The organism is Bacillus sp. CCB-MMP212 (assembly GCF_022748145.1).
Lineage (GTDB): Bacteria > Bacillota > Bacilli > Bacillales > Bacillaceae_G > Bacillus_A > Bacillus_A cereus.
In genome coordinates, this window is record NZ_JALDQE010000006.1 from 131,120 (window position 1) to 153,244 (window position 22,125).

A 22,125-nucleotide genomic window follows, 5' to 3' on the forward strand; every position below is an offset into this window, starting at 1 on the left:
GGAACTTAATTGAATTCATATACAGCATCGTCTTCAGAAGTTCAGATGAATCGAAGAAGTATATTTGCGTTGTTAGCGTTAGCAATTAGTGCGTTCGGGATTGGGACAACTGAATTTGTTAGTGTTGGTTTATTACCATCTATTTCGGAAGATTTACATGTGTCGGTTACAACGGCTGGTTTAACAGTTTCTTTATATGCGTTAGGCGTAGCGTTTGGGGCTCCAGTATTAACGTCATTAACAGCTAATATGTCACGAAAAACGTTATTAATGTGGATTATGATTATTTTCATTATTGGTAACGGAATCGCAGCGGTAGCAACAAGCTTCACTGTATTACTTATTGCGCGAATTGTTTCTGCACTTTCGCATGGTGTGTTTATGTCAATTGGTTCAACAATTGCTGCGGCACTTGTACCAGAAAATAAACGTGCTAGCGCGATTGCAATTATGTTTACCGGCGTAACAGTTGCGACTATTACAGGGGCACCAATTGGAACATTTATTGGTCAACAATTTGGCTGGAGAACATCATTTTTAGCAATTGTAGTAATTGGAATTATTGCCTTAATCGCAAATAGTATTCTCATTCCATCTAATATGAAAAAAGGTACGTCTGTATCATTCCGCGATCAGTTTAAATTGATTACGAACGGAAGACTGTTACTAGTTTTCATCATTACTGCATTAGGATATGGGGGAACATTCGTAACATTTACGTATTTATCTCCGTTATTACAAGAAGTAACAGGATTTAAAGCTAATACGGTTACTATCATTTTATTAGTGTATGGAATCGCCATTGCGATAGGGAATGTGATTGGCGGAAAATTATCGAATCATAATCCAATTCGAGCGCTATTCTACATGTTCTTTATTCAAGCGATTATATTATTTGTTTTAACATTTACGGCACCATTTAAGGTAGCTGGGTTAATCACTATTATTTTAATGGGGCTATTCGCATTTATGAATGTTCCAGGGTTACAAGTATATGTCGTAATGTTAGCTGAACGATTTGTACCGAGTGCTGTCGATGTTGCATCGGCAATTAATATTGCGGCGTTTAATGCTGGGATTGCCCTTGGTGCTTATTTAGGTGGTATTGTAACGAACTCGTTAGGGTTAATTCATACAGCTTGGGTAGGCGGCATTATGGTAGTAGGTGCTGTTATTTTAACAGCATGGAGCATGACATTAGAAAAAAGAGATCAAGTAAAATAAAAGGAGAGAAAATAAAATGAAAAATTTACAAAGTAAAACAGTATTAAGTAATGGTGTGGAAATGCCTTGGTTTGGTTTAGGTGTATTTAAAGTAGAAGAAGGACCAGAACTTGTAGAAGCGATTAAATCAGCAATTAAAGCAGGATACCGCAGCATCGATACAGCTGCAATTTATGGAAATGAAGCAGCTGTAGGTGAGGGGATTCGTGCCGGTATTGAAACAACTGGTATTTCAAGAGAAGAATTATTTATTACTTCAAAAGTATGGAACGCAGATCAAGGATATGAAGAAACGATTGCTGCATACGAAGAGAGCTTAAAAAAATTAAAGCTAGATTATTTAGATTTATATCTTGTTCACTGGCCTGTAGAAGGGAAATATAAAGATACATGGAGAGCGTTAGAAACACTTTATAAAGAAAAGCGTGTACGTGCAATTGGCGTAAGTAATTTCCAAATTCACCATCTGCAAGATGTAATAAAAGATGCAGAAATTAAGCCGATGATCAATCAAGTAGAATACCATCCTCGTTTAACACAAAAAGAATTACAAGCTTTCTGTAAAGAACAAGGTATTCAAATGGAAGCATGGTCACCACTTATGCAAGGTCAATTATTAGATAATGAAACCTTACAGGCAATTGCTGAGAAACATGGTAAAACAACAGCACAAGTGATTTTACGTTGGGACCTTCAAAATGAAGTGATCACAATTCCAAAATCAACGAAAGAGCACCGCATTATTGCAAATGCAGATGTATTTAACTTTGAATTAACGAAAGAAGATATGGAAAAAATCGATGCATTAAATCAAAATCACCGCGTTGGTCCAGATCCTGATAACTTTGATTTCTAATAGAAATGAGTAAAAAGAGTGCAAAAATTGCACTCTTTTTTTATTGTCTATTCAATAAAATGTTTCTGTTTATATTATGACTTTTAAATTACTTTAGACGAGCTAAAGAACTGATTAACAGTATTAAAGTTTGACATAAAATAATGGATTCTATATTATATATGCTATAGCATGTAAAATGCGATTTATTTAGAGGTGGCATATGGACTTATATGAGTTAACAGGACATCTTGTTCATCATACGGATGTGAAGTTAACAAATTATATAATGTAAGTTTTTAATCACATATTGCTTAGAAAATTTACCTTTTATATGCTATAGCACATAAATGTCACCTCTTAACTTGTAATGGTAAAGATTCAAATAATACAAGATATATTATGAAACGAGGAGATTTTAGTTATGGAAAAATTCATATTAGCGTTTGATAGAGAACTTGTAATTGCAGAAAAAAAAGACTCAACATGGAGCGTCCAATCGCAGTTTGTAGGTGCGAATCCAGTTGCGTTAGCTTCAGATCCATACGATCCAGAAAGAATGTATTGTGGTACTTTTGATAGGGGATTATGGAGAAGTAAAGATGGAGGAAGTTCGTGGGAAGCAATTGGTGCGTTACCTTCATTTGGTGAAGTGTTCCCAGCTAATACTATTCATATGAGAGCTATTACAGCAGTTTCTGTATCTCCAGCGAAGGGGGATGACGGTAACGGGATTGTATATGTAGGAACTGAACCGAGTGCAATGTTCGTATCCAAAAATGGAGGAGACAGTTTTGAGCTGCTAACAGATTATCGACAAATGCCATCATATTCATCATGGTTCTTTCCTCAAAGAACATATACACACCATGTAAAACATATTGAAATTGATGCTAATAATCCAGAAACTATTTATACGACTATTGAGGTAGGCGGATTAATTAAAAGTGTAGATGGAGGTAAGACATGGACTGAGGAAAAAGAGGGGAACTATCCTCAAGATATTCACATTCTTAAATCACATCGCAATGCCCCAAATCGTTTATACGGGGTGTTAGGTGATTCATTCTTGAAAGAACCAGGTCAAGAGTATGCGGAGAGTAATGATGGAGGTAAGACTTGGAACTATATGTGTAGTGGGCTAAAGCATCATTACGCATATCAAATGGCAGTTAACCCAAATGATCCAGAAAATATTATCATCGCGACATCTTCAAATCCACACGTAGCGCATGATTACAATAATGGAAATTGTGAATCATTTATTTATAAGAAAGAAAAAGATCAGCCTTGGGCAGAAATGAATGCAGGTTTACCAACTCCTAAAGGGGCAATCATACCAGTATTAAAGGCAACAAGTGATGGAACGTTTTATCTGTTTAGCAATAAAGGAGTGTATCAGTCAGTAGACGGTGGTTCAAATTGGACATCATTAGAGATTCCTTGGGAGAATAGATTTATGGAACAACATCCTTATGAGATGTTAATTATTAAATAAGTGACGGGTATAGTTTTTACTACTATTCATTGGTAATGTTTAGTTGAATTTAAATTAAAAATGTAAAAAGCCAGGTAATGTGTTATTCATACTACCTGGCTTTTTTGACCAGCAATTTAAGGTTATTTTCATATTTGTGTAAATATGAAACAAGCAGGATACATGAATAGAGAATGGGTAAAATAATACCGAATGATCACTAGATTGTATCAATGATGCTATAAGTGTTTTTTTAGGGAAACTGAAGCAAGAAGCAGTGGTTTAGATTCAGAATGACTAGCAATTGGTGTTATGGTGTTCAATGGTTCAAAAATGAACTCATTTCAACTCATATTATCTTCGCAATGTATCATTTTGAAGAATATTAAAACTTAGGAGGAAATGAATTATGACAAAAGATTTCTATACTGCACTGAAAGAAAGACGTACTTACTATGGAATTAACAAAGAGGTACAAGTATCGGATGAAAAAATTAAAGAAATTGTGGAGTTTGCTGTGAAATATACTCCATCAGCTTTCAATTCTCAAACTGCGCGATTAGTTGTATTATTTGGTGAAGCTCATGATAAATTATGGGATATTACAACTGAAACATTAAGAAAAGTAGTTGGAGATGGAGATTTCTCAGGAACGCAACAAAAAATGGATTCTTTTAAAGCTGGTTATGGAACAGTACTATTCTTTGAAGATGAGGCTATCGTTAAATCGCTTCAAGAAAAATTTGCTGCATATGCTGAAAACTTCCCAATTTGGTCACACCAAGCATCAGGTATGCACCAATTAGTCGTGTGGACAGGTTTAGAAGCAGAGGGATTAGGGGCATCTTTACAACATTATAATCCATTAATTGACGATGAGGTAAAACAAGAATGGAATGTCCCTGCTAATTGGAAACTAATTGCACAAATGCCATTTGGTAATCCAACGGCTGCACCAGGAGAAAAAGAATTCCAACCACTTGAAGAGCGTGTGAAATTTCATAAGTAATATTCAAATGTAATAAAGTGAAACTTTAATTAGTAGCGGTCTTACTGTCCGTAAATAGCGGGGGAAGCTAACTGTATTGTGAAAATAAAACTGTTTAGTTACAAAAAGTTTATTCGTTCTTTTTATTAAGCGAGTATGTATGAATAAAAGGCGTTAGAAACACTATTTTAATTTTTAAAGGAACAAGGTGATCGTTTTGATCACCTTGTTTTATTTCTTACATTTTATTTATTAAAAAACGCTAAGTTTTCATAAATGCTTGAAAAAATAGCGTTTTAATAATAGGTATCTGTAATTTGATTACTTAAAACTATATACGAAAAAGCTTTTATGTTATTCCTCAAGTTCTATCCATTCCTGTGACCATTCTTCTATTCCGCGAATAATAGCTTCTAAAGCAAATCCTTTTTGAGTTAAAGAATATTCTATACGAACTGGTGTCTCAGGAAAGACTTTACGTTCAACAATTCCTTCTAGTTCTAATTCTTTCAATCTTTCTGAAAGTAATCTTCCGCTAACAGGAAGAGAAGATTCAAGCGTACAAAAGCGCTGAGATCCAGAAAAAAGTTGGTAAATAATTAGTGCTGTCCATCGTTGGCTAAAAAATTTCATTCCTTTTTCAAAGCGAGGGCATAATGTAGAATCATTCATTTTCCTTCACCTCCTAAAACAAATTATATAACATCTTACTATTAGTAACAAATGTTTTTATAATTAATTACTTGACGTAAATTAATTACGAATGTATACTCACTTACATAAAGTAACTAAGTTGTTTTATGTAACTAAAACTCTTTTCTTTAAATGGCCAAAGTTGTAATGATACATATTGCATATAAGCTGAGAGAAAAAAGAATAGCATCTGTAAAAACACTTACGTTGTGTAAGTTAAACAATAAAAAATATAACAATGGAAGAGAATTTTTAGAGATTCTCAATACTAGGAGGTACCTAATGGTTACAACAGATACAATTCATATGTTAGAAGATAAAATTCAATTTATACATCAAGATGGAAAGGATATTTATTTAGTAGGACCTATCAAATTGCCAATTAATTTATATGGGGAGACTAAAATTTTCCAATGGTATTCTTGGTTACAATGTAGTGAGGTTACAAATAGTGTAGAAGGAATTATCGAAAAACTCTCATCTATTAATTTAGCTGATATGCAGCAATCTAGTGTGCTTGTATATGGTGATTTTGAGAATTCTGAAGATGCCCTAATTCGTATGCATAGTATTTGTCACACCGGTGATATCTTTGGTAGTAAACGTTGTGACTGTGGATTCCAATTAAAGCAGTCTTTACAAATGATTACAGAACATGGTTCAGGTGCTTTATTTTACTTAGCGAATCATGAAGGAAGAGGAATTGGTTTGTTTAGTAAAGCAATGACGTACCTCTTGCAAGAAAATGGGTTAGATACAGTAGAAGCTAATCTGAACCTAGGCTTTGAAGATGATGTTCGAAACTATGATGATACAATTGAAGTATTAAAAGCGCTACGCTCAAAACCTGTAAAACTTATTACAAATAATCCGAAAAAATTAGAAGCGTTACAAAAAGCTGGATTAAATGTTACGAGTCGTGAACCGTTATGGGGTGATATCTCAGAGTTTAATGAGAAATATTTGCAAACGAAGATTCAGCGTTCTGGACATTTTGAAGGGGGACACTTACATGCTTGAGCATGAATTGTATATGAAGCTAGCACTAGAAAATGCCAAGGCTATGAAGGGACAAACGACTCCAAATCCATTGGTTGGATCTGTAATTGTAAATGATAATCGAATTGTAGGGGTCGGAGCACATATGAAGGCCGGAGAACCACATGCCGAAATACATGCGATACGTATGGCTGGAGAACAGGCACGTGGTGCTACAATCTATGTAACTCTTGAACCTTGTTCTCATTATGGTAGAACAGGGCCTTGTGCTGAAGCAATTGTACAAGCAGGAATTAAGAAGGTAGTAGTTGCTACACTTGATCCAAACCCGCTTGTTTCTGGACGTGGAATTAAAATTCTACAAGATGCAGGTATTGAAGTACTTGTAGGAGTGTGTGAAGAAGAATCTAAAAAAATGAATGAAGTCTTTAATAAATATATTTTGACAAAGCGTCCATTTGTAACGATTAAATCAGGAGTTACATTAGATGGGAAAATCGCTACGTCTTCATCGGATAGTAAGTGGATTACATCTACAGAAGCAAGACAAGAAGTACACCAAATACGAAACGAAAATGCGGCTATTTTAGTAGGAGCGAATACTGTTCAAAAGGATAATCCATCATTGACAACGCGTATTCCAAATGGACGAAATCCAATTCGAATAATATTGGACTCGACATTACGCATACCGATGGAAGCTAACGTTGTTACAGATGGAGAAGCTCCTACCTGGATATTTACAACAAGTAATCATGCAGCGAAAAAAAAGAAAGCATTAGAAAATGCAGGAGTTAAAGTATTTGTTACTAGCGGAGAAAAGCATATAAACTTACATGAAATGCTTGATGTTTTAGGGCAAAAAGGAGTTTCCTCCCTGCTTATTGAAGGTGGTGGAGAGGTAAATGCTTCGTTTATTGAAAATAAATTGATGAATAAACTTATATTATATGTCGCACCAAAAATTATTGGGGGCAGATTGGCGCCTAGCTTTGTAGGGGGGACTGGTATTACAAAAATGCAAGATGCAATTGAATTTAAGGATATATCATTTACCCAGGTTGGAAAAGATTATAGATTTATTGGCTATCCAGAATATCGGAAAATATAAGGAGAATAAAAGCTACTTATATTTTCCGATAAATGGATTGCAGAAAGGAGCGATGAAGAGTGAAGTTTGGATTTGATATCGATGATACATTAATTGATTTAAGGCAGCATGCTTTTCATTTATATAATAAGAAATTAAACAAAAAAATAGGATTGGATGTATTTCATTCTTTAAAAACAATTGAAATTCATGAAGCATTTGGCATGACTTCGGAGGAAGGCAGTCATATGTGGAATAGTTTGCTGGATGAGATTTATTATACTTCTTGTTCACCGTTTCCATATGCAGTAGAGACATTACAAGAATTAGAAAAACAGGGACATGAAATATACTATATAACAGCACGGCCTAAAGAACATGGAGAGCAAACAAAAAAATGGTTAATAGAAAAAGGTTTTCCGGTATATGAAGATCGCTTTTTCTATGGAATGAGGGATGAAGAAAAAATACACTTCATACAAGAAATAAAATTAAACTATTTCTTTGATGATAAGCCGGCAGTCTTAGAAACGTTAATAGGAAAACCGATAAATGTGTATGCAAAAACTACTTCTTACAATCAACATCTCAATATCCCGCGGATTACAAGTTGGACGGAGTTAGGAGATATTATAAAGAAAGAAATGTGAGGATTTAACTGGCAAATCAAATAGAGCTAAGAGTATATTGAGTGTTACAATTTTAGAGGAAAGACATAGGTGTTATGTCTTTCCTTATTTTTTAATACTATCGTTTTTATTAGTGCGATGTGCTAGGAGTACTTCTAATAGAGAGGAAATAGAAAAATGAGCAATAAGAAAAATATTTTTAAGCTAGTCTTGTATAGCAGTGTAATTTATATATCAATGATGGGTTCCCCTGGTGCCACAATATTTTTGGATATTTTGGATGAGAAGTTTAAGAATTAATAGGGTGTGTTCATAATCATGAATTTTTGGAAAACCAAAATTACAATGTTAGGTTATTTTGAATCAGTAGTGGATGATATGCAAAATTGCATATCACAAAATAAACATCGTAATTTTTGGATTCTTAGTATAAAATACATTACTTAAACTATATATTAGAATGGAGAAAGCGAATTGGAATTATTAAGAAACAGTAAGGTTGGTACAAAACTAAACATATTAATAACTATATCAAGTATTGCATGTATAGTATTATCCCTAATAGGGTTTTGGGGATTAGAAAGAGGGAAAAGTACTTCCTCTAATATGTATGAGGATAATTTACTACCAATTGAGTGGATTGGTATTGTAGAATCTAATTTTTATCATGTTAATATGAACTTTATGGAAATTATGGTATCAAAAGATGAAAAAAGAATGAATGAATTAATAAGAGAAATGGACGGAATTCGTCAGGAAAATGATCATCTTTTAAAGCAGTTTGAGGCTAAAGTTATTTCTACTAAAGAAAAAGAATTATATAACACGTTTTATGAAACATTTAATGAATTAAGAACTCAAATGAAGAAAGCGCAAGAATTAGGGAAATCTAATAATGAGGAAGCATATGCATATTACCTAAAAGAGATTGAACCTAATATGCAAAAATCAATAAAATCAATTCGTGAATTGATTTTATATAATAGTAATAATGCAGAGCTTTTACAGAAGGAAAATAATAATAGTGCTCAAAATACAATGATAATGTTTATTAGTATTTCGCTTTTAGCAATTTTGATAATTATATTAATTGGATATATTATTAAATTAACTATCCGAAAACCACTTGTGTTACTACAAAATGATATGGAAAAAGTAGCAGCTGGAGATTTAACAACACGTACTCCTTATAAAGCAAATAATGAATTAGGGCATATTGTTCAGTCTTTTAATAGTATGTTAGATAACCTTCAACAATTAATTGCGAATGTTAAGATGACAACACAAGAGGTTATTTCTACTACGGAGGGCGTATTACAAGATACAAATCGAGCGTCTAGTATTTCAAATGAGGTTGTACAGACTGTTTTAGAAGTAAAAACAAAAATAGAAGGACAGGTAACTAGTATTCAGGAGAGCTCATCCTCAATGGAAGAAATTACAACAGGGGTGCAAACTGTAGCTGAATCTTCAGCAGTAGTCGCTGAGGTAGCAGTAACGACTACAGAACGAATAAATATCGGTAGTGAAGTGATAAATCACTCTATTCTTCAAATGAATAGTGTGCATGATGTTGTCGAGGAAACATCAAAAGTAATAAATAAACTTGTTACACGTACACAACAGATTGATACAGCTCTCGCTGCAATTACTAATATTGCCGAACAAACGAATCTTCTTGCCTTAAATGCCGCTATTGAAGCGGCACGTGCTGGAGAGAATGGGAAAGGATTTGCAGTGGTTGCCGCAGAAGTTCGAGACTTGGCTGAGCAATCTAAAGAATCTGCAAAAGAAGTTAATCATTTAATAAAATCCATTCAAAAAGATACCCAAGATACAGTTAATGTCATGCAAAAAGGACAACAAAAGGCAGTAGAAGGAAAAGAAGCTGCTTACAAAGCGAATCAAACCTTCTTGTCTATTATGAGAGATATTGATAAGATTACAAGTCAAATTCAAGAAGTATCCGCAGCGACAGAAGAGATGTCTGCTGGTACAGAAGAAGTAAATGCTTCTCTTTCGCTAGTTTCTGAAACTGCAACGGATGTGAAAAAGGAGACGCTTCAAACAGTAAATTCAATTCAATCACAGGCCGTATCAATTGAACAAATATCAATCCAATCCAACAAAATGAAAGAAAAGGTGGAAGAATTAACGGAACTGGTTTCAAAATTTAATATTACAGAACAAAAAGGATGAGTAAATCATAAAAGTTTACGTATGGCTATCAGCCTAAAAATAATTGATTTTTCGCGATTAAAAAGATTTAAGTAATTAATTCAATCACAAGTTTAATAACATGTATAAAAAAACATGAAGACTTAAGAGTCTTCGTGTTTTTTTTTGAATAATGTCTGAAAAAATATTGATAATTATAGGATACTTTGGGAATTGTCATTAAGTATTCGTATATGCAAAATTACATACATTTAATGATTGATAATCACGAGTTAATGTAACTATAATAATTACACTGATAAGTAACTTACTGACGACAGTTATAAGTGAAGAAGGAGGGTTTTATTGTATTTTGTATATAAAAAATAGAAAAGGAGATATGCAAATGAAAAGATTACTTGTTATAGGCATCATGTATACAATGTTTTTCCACATAGGAAATATACATTTACATGCTGATGAACGAACAAATGTAAAAGAAATTACAAGTTTAGAAGAGCCTACTTGGATATTTCAGGCGGGCATAAGTAAGGGTAAATATCACGATCGACAAGATTTAGGATTTATTTTGCAGAGAAATACACCATTAAAGGTAAGACAAACGAATCCTAATTTTAAAGACAAATTAACATTACGTTTATTGTCTAATGACTCTAAAAATGAAAAATCCATACAAGTAGGAAATGAATGGATTACCATTCAAGGTGATACGCCTTTAGTTCCTTTCATAGATACTCCGTATGGTGAAGAGCATGCTGTACTTGAGTACCAAGTAGGGAATGAAAGTGCTACTAAACCTCTTCCCATTTATAAACAACAAGGAAGTGTATCTCAATTTTTTAGTACATGGGATCAATTTGATGGAGAGTATGCGTTACTTCAAGGGGAGAGTTTTCAATTATTTATACCTAAAAAAGATAAAGAAATAGTAAGGTCTTTAAAAGATTTTCAATCATTGGATGAGTTAATTGCGTATTATGAAGATATTTTTGCGATGTATGATTCAATTATTGGTTTAGATGGTTCAGCGGTTGAAAATAAAAAAAGTCAAAATCGTTATTTTTTAAAAGCAGATATATCTGGTGCTGGCGGTGCCTATTATGGCACAAATTGGACAGCGAATAGTTCAGATAGTACAAAAATGTGGTTAGATAAACTGAGTTGGGGAACTTTACATGAAATCGCTCACGGATACCAAGCTGGTTTTGATAATCAAGGAATATTTACAGGAGAAGTTTCTAATAATCTATTCGGTGTTCAATATCAATATAGTAAATATGGAAAAAAAGCAGATCAAGTTGGTTGGTTGTTTAATTTCGGGAAAAAGGAACAAGTAGAACGGAATTTATATAATGCTTTAATGAAAGAAAATAAAAATTATGATGATTTAGATTTACGACAAAAACTTATTCTTTTAACGATGGCGAAACAAAAAGCTGGTGATGAAGCTTTTGCAAAAATGTATCAAGGTTATCGAAAACTAGCTAGCAATGCTGCTTTCAAAAAGGATGATCATTCTTTACCGGATTTAATGAATCAGTATTATAGTGAGAATGGACAAGTTGATTTTACACCCGTGTTTGAAAGATGGGGCTTTAAGCTTAATAATAAACAAGTAGAGATAAATAGGGCGAAAGGTTATCCGGCTGTTACGTCTTTAGCCTATATAGTGCCTGAATCACAATTAGCTAAAGCGAGAGCTCTAGTTGATTCTGATATTACGATAAACTCCAACTTTGAAATAGTTACAAATCAGCAAATTGCTTCACTTGGGCTAAAAGGGAATTTGCATATCCATTTAAATACAAATGAAATAGATACATTGAAAGGAGGAAAAATTAAATTAAAAGAAGGGAATACAGTTGTTCAAGAGAAAACAATTGAAACAACAGATATCAATTTACAAGACGTACCAAATGGAGTTTATACAGTTGAAATTTCAGGTGGGAAAACGGATAGTATGTACCATTTTAGTTCGTATTATGCCTATGTAAAAGAAAAAGATAATAGTCTAACGATTGATGTTAACGAAATGAAAGTGAGTAAGTTGGTAAATCAAACAATTCAATTCCTAGGATTAGGAGATGACCAGTTTGCCGAATTAAATACAGACTTAGAGCAAAAGCAAGCTGTTTTTACGGTTACTACTAAAACTCCTCATAGCTATTATACAGATGAAAAATACGCATCAATAGAGGTGTTTAATGATAAGGGAGAAAAAATTTATACGAAGGAAATGGAAGGAACAAATGTAACGATAGTAAACGATAGCATTTCACTAAAAGAAGGATATAGAATTAAAATCTATCATGATGAAATAAAAAAACGATTAACTAGTAGAGCTACTATTATTAATCCTATGAATAAAACGAATGAATTTATAATGACAAAATGGGGATTGAAAAATACTTATTTGAAAAATAATCCAGAAGAAAATCTTATGCAAAGAATTGATGAAGAAATGGAAGAAATTATAGGTAATCCAGTTTTAAAAGAGATACCAATGCAAAAATTAGAAATGAAAAAGAATGTGTGGATGGCGATAAATATGTTATCAGAACCACAAAAAATAACGTATATAAATAAATATAAAGATAGCTTATATAATGAGTAATTTTTGAGAAATGAAATGAATCTAAAAGTAACGACGCAATCTATCTATATTATGAGGAATCACAATTCATAGTAGATAAACATAGATAGCTTGAAATATCTATGTTTCCAATTTCGAAAAAACATTCGTTTAACTTAATAATAAGATTATAAAGGAGTAAGAATATGAATAATTTCGTAAAGGTAGGTTTAACTACAGGAGTCGTGTTATCGGCGATTATGCCCTATGGAGGAGTGCATGCGGAAACAGAAGATTTAAAAGTGGAAACAAAGGAAGATACGTTCCGAACAGGTAATTTAACAGCACCTTCTCAAAATTCGGCAGAAAATGTAGCAAAGGATGCACTAAAAGGAAAAACAGAACAAGCATTATCAGCAAAGCAAGTTAATACGGAATCCAAAGTTAATTATAATGTTACGCAAAGTCGTAAATCTTATGATGGTACTACATTGGTACGTCTTCAACAAACGTATGAAGGACGTGATGTATACGGATATCAACTAACAGCACATATTAATGATGATGGTGTACTTACGAGCGTTTCGGGGGATAGTGCCCAAGATCTACAACAACAGGAAGATTTGAAACAACCTATTACTTTATCAGAAGAGGATGCAAAGAAACAGCTTTTCAACATCTATGGAAATGATCTCACATTTATTGAAGAACCAGAAATTAAACAAGTGGTATATGTAGATGAAAATACAAATAAAGCTACAAACGCATATCAAATTACTTTTAGTGCATCTACACCTGAATATGTATCTGGTACAGTATTAATTGATGCTTTTGGTGGTAATCTATTAAAAGAACTCGTTCAAAAATTGGGTATACAAGTAGATAGTAGTATTGTCCAATCTGCGACAGCAAATAAATCACAAGATCCTTCAAAATTAACAGGTACAGGAAAAGATGACTTAGGCATTAATCGTACGTTTGGAATTACACAGCGAAGTGATGGAACGTACATGCTTGCAGATTATTCTCGTGGTAAGGGAATTGAAACATATACTGCTAATTATAAAGATTATAATAATTATAGAAGAAATGTATGGGGGTATCTCGATGATTTAGTAACAAGTAATTCTACAAATTTTACAGATCCTAAAGCAGTTAGTGCCCATTATTTAGCAACAAAAGTATATGATTTTTATCAAGAAAAATATGGCCGTAACAGCTTTGATAATAATGGGCAAAAAGTAATTTCTGTCGTTCATGGTTGGAACACAAATGGTACGAATAAAGGAAATCCTAAGCAGTGGTTCAATGCATTTAGTAATGGAGCTATGCTAGTATACGGAGATCCAATTGTTAGAGCATTTGATGTGGCAGGACATGAATTTACACACGCGGTTACAAGAAATGAGTCTGGACTTGAGTATGCAGGAGAAGCTGGTGCAATTAATGAGGCTCTATCTGATATTTTAGGAGTAGCAGTTGAAAAGTATGCCAATAACGGAAAGTTCAATTGGACAATGGGAGAACAATCAGGTCGTATTTTTAGAGATATGAAAAACCCATCATCTATCTCTTCTAGATATCCGGAGGACTATAGACATTATAATAACTTACCTATTGATGCTGACCACGATCATGGTGGTGTACACACGAACTCTAGCATTATTAATAAAGTAGCTTACTTGATTGCTAGTGGTGGAAACCATAATGGAGTAAACGTACATGGCATTGGAGAAGATAAAATGTTTGATATTTTCTATTATGCAAATACGGATGAATTAAATATGACTTCTAACTTTAAAGAATTAAAAGAAGCTTGTATTCGTGTAGCAACGAACTTATATGGTAAAGACTCATTAGAAGTACAAGCTGTCCAACAAGCCTTTAAAGCAGCTTATATTTAATATTATTTTGATGAATTATAAACCCTTTTATTTTAATATAGTGATTAATTTGTGTGTATAGGCAAAAACCTTGTAGAATTTTTCTGCAAGGTTTTTTTAGAATTTTATTTTACAAATGTGTTATATGGTTTTTAGTTAATTAGAATAAAAATAATCTTATAACTGTATGTAAGAATGTGTGATTTTACAACCTTTTCTATGATAGAAAAGGATACTACGTTAGTAAATGTAAAGGGTTAGAAATTATGGTTTATGGGTTACTTTTTTGTTCCTATGGAACTTTAAAGTGCGTAATTTTCTTTATCGTTAATATATATCATAATGGTATTTATTAGTTGGTTTTAGCGTTACTCTGTTGTTGATGTGATTTTTTAACATTACAATGATTAGAATCAGAATTATCGAGTAGATCTAAATGATGATAATTTCGATTTTTAATTCAGTACAGAGTCCAATAGCTACATAATTTTCGTTTATCCCGCTATTTGCCGGGCGGTAAGACCCCCACTGATTAAAGTTTCACTTTATACTCTTTCGAAAAAAGGGTGGATCTGCTTATTTTCTGTTAAAGATAAGAGAAGTGAACCACAATATAAACGTAATTATTTATTCCAACGTAAGTCAATCATTTAGTACATGAATTTGGAGGAATCTATATGCATATGCAATTAAAAGGAAAAACAGCACTGGTTACTGGATCTACGGCAGGGATTGGAAAAGCAATTGCCACTTCATTAGTAGCGGAAGGAGCTACTGTACTTATTAATGGACGCCGTGAAGAAAATGTTAATCAAACGATAAACGAAATTCAAGCGCAGTATCCGGATGCTATCCTTCAACCCGTAGTAGCTGATTTAGGAACAGAAAAAGGGTGCCAAAATGTGATTGAAAAGTACCCTGAAGTAGACATTCTTATTAATAACTTAGGAATTTTTGAACCTGTAGAATATTTTGATATTCCTGATGAAGATTGGTTTAAATTGTTTGAAGTCAATATTATGAGTGGTGTTCGACTTACTCGCTCGTATTTAAAACAAATGATTGAAAGAAAAGAAGGAAGAGTCATCTTTATTGCTAGCGAAGCAGCTATTATGCCATCTCAAGAAATGGCTCACTATAGTGCGACTAAAACGATGCAACTCTCACTTTCTCGCAGTTTAGCTGAGCTGACGACAGGAACGAATGTGACTGTTAATACTATAATGCCTGGTTCGACTTTAACGGAAGGAGTGGAGACTATGTTAAATAGTCTTTATCCTAATGAGCAATTGACAATAGAAGAAGCTGAGAAGCGATTTATGAAAGAGAATCGACCAACCTCTATTATTCAAAGACTTATTCGACCAGAAGAAATTGCCAATCTTGTCACTTTCTTAAGCAGCCCACTTTCTTCAGCAATTAATGGTTCCGCGTTGCGAATAGACGGGGGATTAGTACGTAGTGTGTTTTAAAAAATTAAAAACAACATAATATTCTGTTGAAGGTAAAGATGGTAAGGCAAATGAGTTGTATTTTATCTATTAATGGAAATATACAAAAAGTAAATTGCGACATGCAAACAGCCGAATTTTCTACTATAAGAAAAATTCGGCTGTTATTTTTTACTTGTTGTAAAGGATGGAAAGCTTTTAAGGTTGTGGCACGCCTCTTAAGACAAAGATAAGGCGAAGCAATCCCGCTGTTATTTGTATTATTTGGTGAAAGTTACCAAACGTTTTTCAACACTATTTTCCCAATTGCTTTATTTGACTCCAAATATTCATGTGCTTGTGCAACTTCATCAAACGTAAAAGGTTTAGAATCTAGCAATGGTCGAAGGTGTCCTTCTTCTACTATTTGCGTTAGTTTAGTTAAAATTTCCCCGCAAGCGTCACGTTTATCTGTATGTAATATTTTTAACGCCATAAAAGTAACGTGCAGAGAGAGTCCTTTTGCGTGTAAAGGAGAGAGGTCATGGGTTGAACGAGCAGCGATTGTTACGACGGTTCCATTGACCGCAGCAGCTTCAAAAGAATGATCAAGATTCTTGCCGCCTACTGTATCAAATATAACTTCAAATCCGTTTCCGTTCGTATGTTTTTGTACATATTCTTGAACAGATTCTTCTTTATAATTAATAGCTATGTCGGCTCCTAGACGATGGGCTATGTCTATTTTGCTTTGCTGAGAAGCGGTTGTAAAAACTTTAGCGCCTGCCCATTTAGCTAGTTGAATGGCTACGTGTCCTACGCCACCAGTAGCTCCATGAATGAGAACATTTTGACCAGGTTTAATATTTGCACGATCAAATAAAGATTCCCAAGCTGTAATTGCAACTAATGGTAGAGCAGCTGCTTCTTCCATTGTTAAATTTTTAGGTTTGTGAGCAATTAATAGCGCATCAGCAAGCATAAATTCTGCAAGTGCACCTCCAGTTTCTTTAAAACCTCCGGCACATCCGTATACTTCATCCCCTGATTTGAATTTCGAAACACCTTCTCCTACTTCAATAACAATACCAGCTACATCGCCGTGTAATATAGCTGGAAACTCAGGAGCGACTGCTGAAACAGCGCCACTACGCATTTTTGTATCGATTGGATTTACACTTGTTGCTTTTACATCGATTAGAACATGACCTGGTAAAAGTTTTGGTTTTGAAACTTCTTCTAATTGAAATACAGATGAATCCCCAAAAGAATGGATAATTTGTGCTTTCATAGTTTATACCTCCTGTTTGTGGTTATAGCATAGCAAAGTGCGAAAAATAAGTATAATATTTTGAATTTGGTTAGTGAGAATTTTATATAAAGAAGAGGAAAGTGCATGAAATGAAATAATGTAACGTACTTCTAAAAACTACTGTAAAGCTTTTTGAAGAAAGGGTAGATGTTATTTTTGCAGCATGATTTATTATTACTCACTTAGTATAGGTACTTAAAAGTGCCTACATCACTTTAAAGTACGTACTGTTATTCATGTTATGGCCGATTTATAATAACACTCGTAGCACAAAGAAAGTTATTACAATTACAATCGGCAACAATGTGGTGTTACAGCATTGTCTATGAAATTTCAAAAGAAATATTAAGAGTAAAGAAAAGTATAGATTTATATGAATGAAGGAAAGTGAGTGAAACACATGGAAAAGTTTGCGAATCATTTTGGATATAATCGTATGTTTGCGAAAGATCAACTTACATTAGGAGTTCACATTCCGATTGAAAATTATCAGTTTCATGCTCCAACGATGGAAAAACAAGTAGAGTTAGTACAAAAAGCGGAACAATACGGTTTTACAGGTGTATGGCTTCGCGATGTATTGCTGCAAGACCCTGACTTTGGTGATCCTGCAACAGGTCAAATTTACGATATGATGATTTATTTGACATATTTAGCAAGCAAAACAGAGAAAATCGCATTTGGAACGTCGGCAACTGTATTGTCACTTCGTCATCCATTGCGTGTGGCGAAAGAAATTGCTACATTGGATCAACTATTTCCAGAAAGAATTATGCTTGGCGTTTCATCCGGTGACAGACGTGCTGATTTCAAGGCGTTAGGTGTTAGTCATGAAACACGAGGTGAAAAGTTTAGAGAAGCGTTTGCTTACTTGGAAGAAATTTTGTATAAAAACTTCCCGTCTATCCAGTCGACACTAGGAGAAGTTCATGGTGCGAATTTAGTTCCAAAACCGTCTAAGCATATTCCAACCTTTATTACAGGTTTTAGTCAGCAAAATATGGACTGGTTCGCTGAACATGGAGATGGATGGATGTATTATCCACGTAGTCCAGTACATCAAGCGGGAGCAATTGGACAATGGAGAGAACTAGTAGAGGATTATCATCCAGATGTATTCAAACCATTTATACAACCGATGCATTTAGATTTATCTGAAGATCCAAATGAACGTCCTACACCGATCCGTTTAGGTTACCGTACAGGGCGTAAGGCACTAATTGAATTACTTGATATATATAAAAGTATTGGTGTGAATCATTTATTCCTTGCTCTATTTGATGGTCAACGTCCAGCTGACGAAGTATTGGATGAGCTAGGAGAAGAAGTACTACCGCATTTCCCAGCCTTGTAAAGGAGTGAAAAGAATGAAAGCAATAGGACTTATGCAATATGGAGATAAAAGTGTACTACAAGAGATTGAAATGCAGACACCGCTATTGGGAGACAACGATGTACTGATTGAAGTATATGCAGCTGGTGTAAATCCTGTGGATTGGAAAATACGTGAGGGTTTACTTCAAGACGTAATTTCTTATGACTTCCCGCTCGTTTTAGGATGGGATGTTGCAGGTGTAGTTGCTGCTATAGGAAAAAACGTAACAGTATGTAAAGTGGGGGATGAAGTATATAGTCGTCCAGATATTGAACGAAATGGTACGTATGCAGAGTACGTGGCAGTAGATGAGAAGTATGTAGCGAAAAAACCGAGAAATCTATCTTTTGAGGAAGCGGCATCAATCCCTCTAGTAGGTTTGACAAGTTGGCAAAGTTTAGTGAAATTCGCTAATGTTCAAAAGGGTAATAAGGTTTTAATTCATGCTGGATCTGGCGGGATTGGTACGTTTGCTATTCAGCTAGCAAAAAGCTTCGGTGCACATGTTGCAACTACGACTAGTACGAAAAACATACAGTTTGTAAAGGATTTAGGCGCTGATACTGTCATTGATTACAAAACAGAAGATTTTTCTTTGCTTTTGCATAATTACAATATTGTATTTGATGTGTTAGGCGAGGATGTACTAAAGGATAGTTATAAAGTACTTGCACCAAATGGAAAGTTAGCGTCTATCTATGGTCCGAAAGGTATGGAAATTCCGCAAACTGAAATAGCAAGAGAGAAAAATATTCAGAGTGACCATATATTTACTGAACCTAACGGATATGAACTTTCTCTTATTACAGAATTAATTGAGGGCGGGAAGATTAAACCTGTTGTAACACATGTGTTGCCTTTACATGTAGAAGGCGTAAAAAAAGCACACCACATAAGTGAGTCAGAACGTGCTCTTGGCAAAATTGTATTGAAGAAACATTAGTAAAGTATGAGGTTTTAGAGACAATATTTTGCTAAGTAGCGAATGAGCTTATATATTCTATTCTAGCAATTGTTTTAAAAGGGAGAGAACAAATGGATTCAATGACATTTCTTTTATTCGGAGCGACAGGGGATTTAGCGAAACGCAAAATTTACCCTGCTTTATATAAACTATTTAGTAATCAAAATATACCACAATCTATTTCGATTATCTGTATTGGCAGAAGGGCAATGTCAGATGTGGAATTTCAAACAAAGGTGGAACAATCCCTTGCTACATTTTCTAGAATATCTTCTGATGACGAATCAGGAGTAGAAGAATTTATTAGCACATTTCGTTATTGTCAATTAGATACAGCGAATATAGTGGGCTATCAAGATTTACTGAGCCTTGTAAAAAAGCGTGAAACAGAATTAAATATTTCTGAAAACCGTATGTTTTATCTATCTGTTGTACCAGAAGTATTTGATGTGATTGCTTTAAATATTAAAGAGAGTGGATTGTGGACTACAAAAGGATTAAACCGTCTTATTATAGAGAAGCCTTTTGATTATAATGTAACGTCTGCTCGCGAGTTTAACCGAAAATTAATTGAAGATTTTGATGAAACTGATATTTATTATATCAATCATTATCTTTGAAAATGAATGGTAACTAGGAATACACTTAGAAAAGTATTACAAAATAAATAGTATTTAATTCAAGACATTTTTATTGACGATAATAATTTATGTGGTTAATATACTAGACATAGGATTACTTAATTACTAAAAGTAATTAGATATAAAATATTTTGTTAAGTTCTATAAATAAGTAAGTTGCAGTAGAAATGCTTTGAATTGCCACTATTAATATTGGGGACAATGAGAGAGCGAAAGGTATAAAAAGAATTGGAATTAGATAACTCTTTGTTTTTTATAAAAACAGGAAGTATAAGAGTATGAGCTTCTGTACAATTCATTTTTAGTATATTGACGAGGATTATACAACAAGAGGGGGACTGAACTTGGAATCAATGACCTTTGTTTTATTTGGAGCGACAGGGGACTTAGCGAAACGCAAAATTTACCCCGCGCTATATAACTTATATAGAGATCAAAAGCTTCCAAAGCAGATATCTGTTATCGGGCTTGGAAGACGTCAAGTATCTCATGAAGATTTTCAAGAAAGAATAAAAGAATCAATAGAGACGTTTTCTCGTCAGAGGGAAGAAGGTACTCCGGAACTCGAAGGTTTTTTAGATAATTTTCGCTATTGTCCATTAGATGTGAGTAAGCCGGAAGACTATGAGAGATTATTACAAGTCGTTCGTGAAAGGGAAGAAGAACTACATATAAAAGGTAATAGAATGTTCTATCTTTCAGTTGCTCCTGAATTTTTCGAGACCATTGCTTTAAATATTAAGGAAAGCGGACTTGATAAAACAGATGGATGGAAACGCCTAATGATTGAGAAACCGTTTGGGCACGACCTTACATCTGCTCGTGAGCTGAATGATAAGCTTAGTCGCACGTTTGAAGAAGACGAGATATACCGTATCGATCATTATTTAGGTAAACCGATGATTCAAAACCTTGAAGCGCTAGAATTTGCAAATCCTGTTCTCCAGTCGATTTGGAATAAAGAACATATAGCGAATGTACAAATTACAGCTAGTGAAACGGTTGGGGTTGAAGAAAGAGCTGGATATTATGATCACGCAGGAGCCATTCGAGATATGGTTCAAAATCATATGTTACAAATATTAATGATGACTGCTATGAATCTGCCGGAAAAGGTTAATGCGTGTGAAATTCGAGAGGAAAAACGAAAAGTAATGGAGACGCTTCGTAAAGTGAAAAAAGAAGACGTTCAAAACCATATCGTTCGCGGTCAATACGCTTCAGGAGAGATAAAAGGCGGGCAAGTTGTAGCATATAAAGAGGAACCAGGAGTAAATCCTTCTTCTAACATAGACACATTTGTTGCTGCTCGCTTGTGGATCGATAATCCGTTTTGGACTGGCGTTCCATTTTATATACGAACAGGAAAACGAATGAAAGAAAAGTCTACTCGTATTGTAATCGAATTTAAAAATACGTTAAAACAGCAATATCAAGATAATAATCCAAATGCAGAACCTAACTTATTAATAATTGAAATTAGCCCAGGTGAGAACGTTTCATTACAGTTAAATAGTAAAAATCCATTGAAAAATGGAGAAATTGAACCGATGCGTATTAACTTTACTTGTGAGCAAGCGGATGTGGGAGTACCTGAAGCGTATGAAAGACTCATTCATGATGCTGTGAGTGGAGACGCTACATTCTTTGCACATTGGAGAGAAGTTGAATTGTCATGGGAATGGGTACAACCAATTCTTGAAGCGTTCGAGGAAAACTTATTACCGCTTCATGAATATGAGTCTGGTTCATATGGTCCAGAAGCGTCTAATGAACTGTTGCAAGAAAGTGGATTTAAATGGTGGTTAGATCAAGAGACGGAAAAATAAGTACTT

17 protein-coding genes are annotated in these 22,125 nt (G+C 34.1%); 15 read left to right on the forward strand and 2 right to left on the reverse strand.

Translation table 11 applies throughout. From position 1 onward, the window contains the following. Positions 1-45 precede the first annotated feature (45 nt). From MRP26_RS18160 to MRP26_RS18175, 4 genes are all read left to right on the forward strand, one after another. Entirely contained in the window at positions 46-1,224 is a 1,179-nt protein-coding gene (locus MRP26_RS18160; RefSeq protein ID WP_242806696.1) for an MFS transporter, read from the forward strand. Between the two features lie 16 nt (positions 1,225-1,240). After that, on the forward strand, positions 1,241-2,080 hold the full coding sequence (locus MRP26_RS18165; RefSeq protein ID WP_000793565.1) for an aldo/keto reductase: 840 nt from the start codon (positions 1,241-1,243) through the stop codon (positions 2,078-2,080). A 403-nt stretch (positions 2,081-2,483) separates the two neighbouring features. After that, positions 2,484-3,557: a WD40/YVTN/BNR-like repeat-containing protein gene (locus tag MRP26_RS18170; protein WP_000410436.1), complete on the forward strand. Its 1,074-nt coding sequence runs from the start codon at positions 2,484-2,486 to the stop codon at positions 3,555-3,557. Between the two features lie 388 nt (positions 3,558-3,945). Next, positions 3,946-4,545: a nitroreductase family protein gene (locus tag MRP26_RS18175; RefSeq protein ID WP_000158938.1), complete on the forward strand. Its 600-nt coding sequence runs from the start codon at positions 3,946-3,948 to the stop codon at positions 4,543-4,545. Positions 4,546-4,878: 333 nt separating this feature from the next. On the opposite strand, the gene MRP26_RS18180 is transcribed toward MRP26_RS18175, so the two are convergent. Next, the gene (locus tag MRP26_RS18180; protein ID WP_001000104.1) at positions 4,879-5,196 is read right to left on the reverse strand and encodes a winged helix-turn-helix transcriptional regulator; all 318 of its coding nucleotides are present in this window, start codon (positions 5,194-5,196) and stop codon (positions 4,879-4,881) included. A gap of 303 nt (positions 5,197-5,499) precedes the next feature. Here MRP26_RS18180 and MRP26_RS18185 point away from each other — a divergent pair, with 303 nt between their 5' ends. The 7 genes from MRP26_RS18185 to MRP26_RS18215 all read left to right on the forward strand — a co-directional run bounded on the left by MRP26_RS18185 (position 5,500) and on the right by MRP26_RS18215 (position 16,040). After that, positions 5,500-6,237, forward strand: a complete 738-nt coding sequence (locus MRP26_RS18185; RefSeq protein ID WP_000258857.1) for a GTP cyclohydrolase II — start codon at positions 5,500-5,502, stop codon at positions 6,235-6,237. After that, positions 6,230-7,327, forward strand: a complete 1,098-nt coding sequence (gene ribD / locus MRP26_RS18190) for a bifunctional diaminohydroxyphosphoribosylaminopyrimidine deaminase/5-amino-6-(5-phosphoribosylamino)uracil reductase RibD (RefSeq protein WP_098679733.1) — start codon at positions 6,230-6,232, stop codon at positions 7,325-7,327. The genes MRP26_RS18185 and ribD overlap by 8 nt, the downstream gene beginning before the upstream one ends. A 59-nt stretch (positions 7,328-7,386) precedes the next feature. Further along, positions 7,387-7,956: a 5' nucleotidase, NT5C type gene (locus MRP26_RS18195; protein ID WP_197241917.1), complete on the forward strand. Its 570-nt coding sequence runs from the start codon at positions 7,387-7,389 to the stop codon at positions 7,954-7,956. 453 nt (positions 7,957-8,409) lie between these two features. Further along, entirely contained in the window at positions 8,410-10,134 is a 1,725-nt protein-coding gene (locus tag MRP26_RS18200) for a methyl-accepting chemotaxis protein (RefSeq protein WP_000422012.1), read from the forward strand. Positions 10,135-10,498: 364 nt separating this feature from the next. Continuing rightward, positions 10,499-12,727 (forward strand): putative mucin/carbohydrate-binding domain-containing protein, encoded by a 2,229-nt coding sequence (locus MRP26_RS18205; protein ID WP_014482088.1) that lies wholly within the window; start codon positions 10,499-10,501, stop codon positions 12,725-12,727. A 164-nt stretch (positions 12,728-12,891) separates the two neighbouring features. Beyond that, positions 12,892-14,589 carry a M4 family metallopeptidase gene (locus MRP26_RS18210; protein WP_001058944.1) on the forward strand — a complete coding sequence of 566 codons (1,698 nt, stop codon included), beginning with the start codon at positions 12,892-12,894 and terminating at the stop codon, positions 14,587-14,589. A gap of 656 nt (positions 14,590-15,245) precedes the next feature. Continuing rightward, positions 15,246-16,040 (forward strand): SDR family NAD(P)-dependent oxidoreductase, encoded by a 795-nt coding sequence (locus tag MRP26_RS18215; RefSeq protein WP_000551091.1) that lies wholly within the window; start codon positions 15,246-15,248, stop codon positions 16,038-16,040. Between the two features lie 253 nt (positions 16,041-16,293). On the opposite strand, the gene MRP26_RS18220 is transcribed toward MRP26_RS18215, so the two are convergent. Continuing rightward, positions 16,294-17,289, reverse strand: coding sequence for a zinc-dependent alcohol dehydrogenase family protein (locus MRP26_RS18220; protein WP_242806523.1), 996 nt, complete (start codon positions 17,287-17,289; stop codon positions 16,294-16,296). Between the two features lie 421 nt (positions 17,290-17,710). Here MRP26_RS18220 and MRP26_RS18225 point away from each other — a divergent pair, with 421 nt between their 5' ends. The 4 genes from MRP26_RS18225 (at position 17,711) to zwf (ending at position 22,119) form a co-directional block, all read left to right on the forward strand. Continuing rightward, entirely contained in the window at positions 17,711-18,664 is a 954-nt protein-coding gene (locus MRP26_RS18225; RefSeq protein WP_000410326.1) for an LLM class oxidoreductase, read from the forward strand. A gap of 13 nt (positions 18,665-18,677) precedes the next feature. Continuing rightward, positions 18,678-19,628 carry an NADP-dependent oxidoreductase gene (locus tag MRP26_RS18230; protein ID WP_197241914.1) on the forward strand — a complete coding sequence of 317 codons (951 nt, stop codon included), beginning with the start codon at positions 18,678-18,680 and terminating at the stop codon, positions 19,626-19,628. A 92-nt stretch (positions 19,629-19,720) separates the two neighbouring features. Then, positions 19,721-20,269 carry a glucose-6-phosphate dehydrogenase gene (locus tag MRP26_RS18235; RefSeq protein WP_197241913.1) on the forward strand — a complete coding sequence of 183 codons (549 nt, stop codon included), beginning with the start codon at positions 19,721-19,723 and terminating at the stop codon, positions 20,267-20,269. Positions 20,270-20,634: 365 nt separating this feature from the next. Continuing rightward, positions 20,635-22,119, forward strand: a complete 1,485-nt coding sequence (gene zwf / locus MRP26_RS18240; protein WP_071731202.1) for a glucose-6-phosphate dehydrogenase — start codon at positions 20,635-20,637, stop codon at positions 22,117-22,119. Positions 22,120-22,125 lie beyond the last annotated feature (6 nt).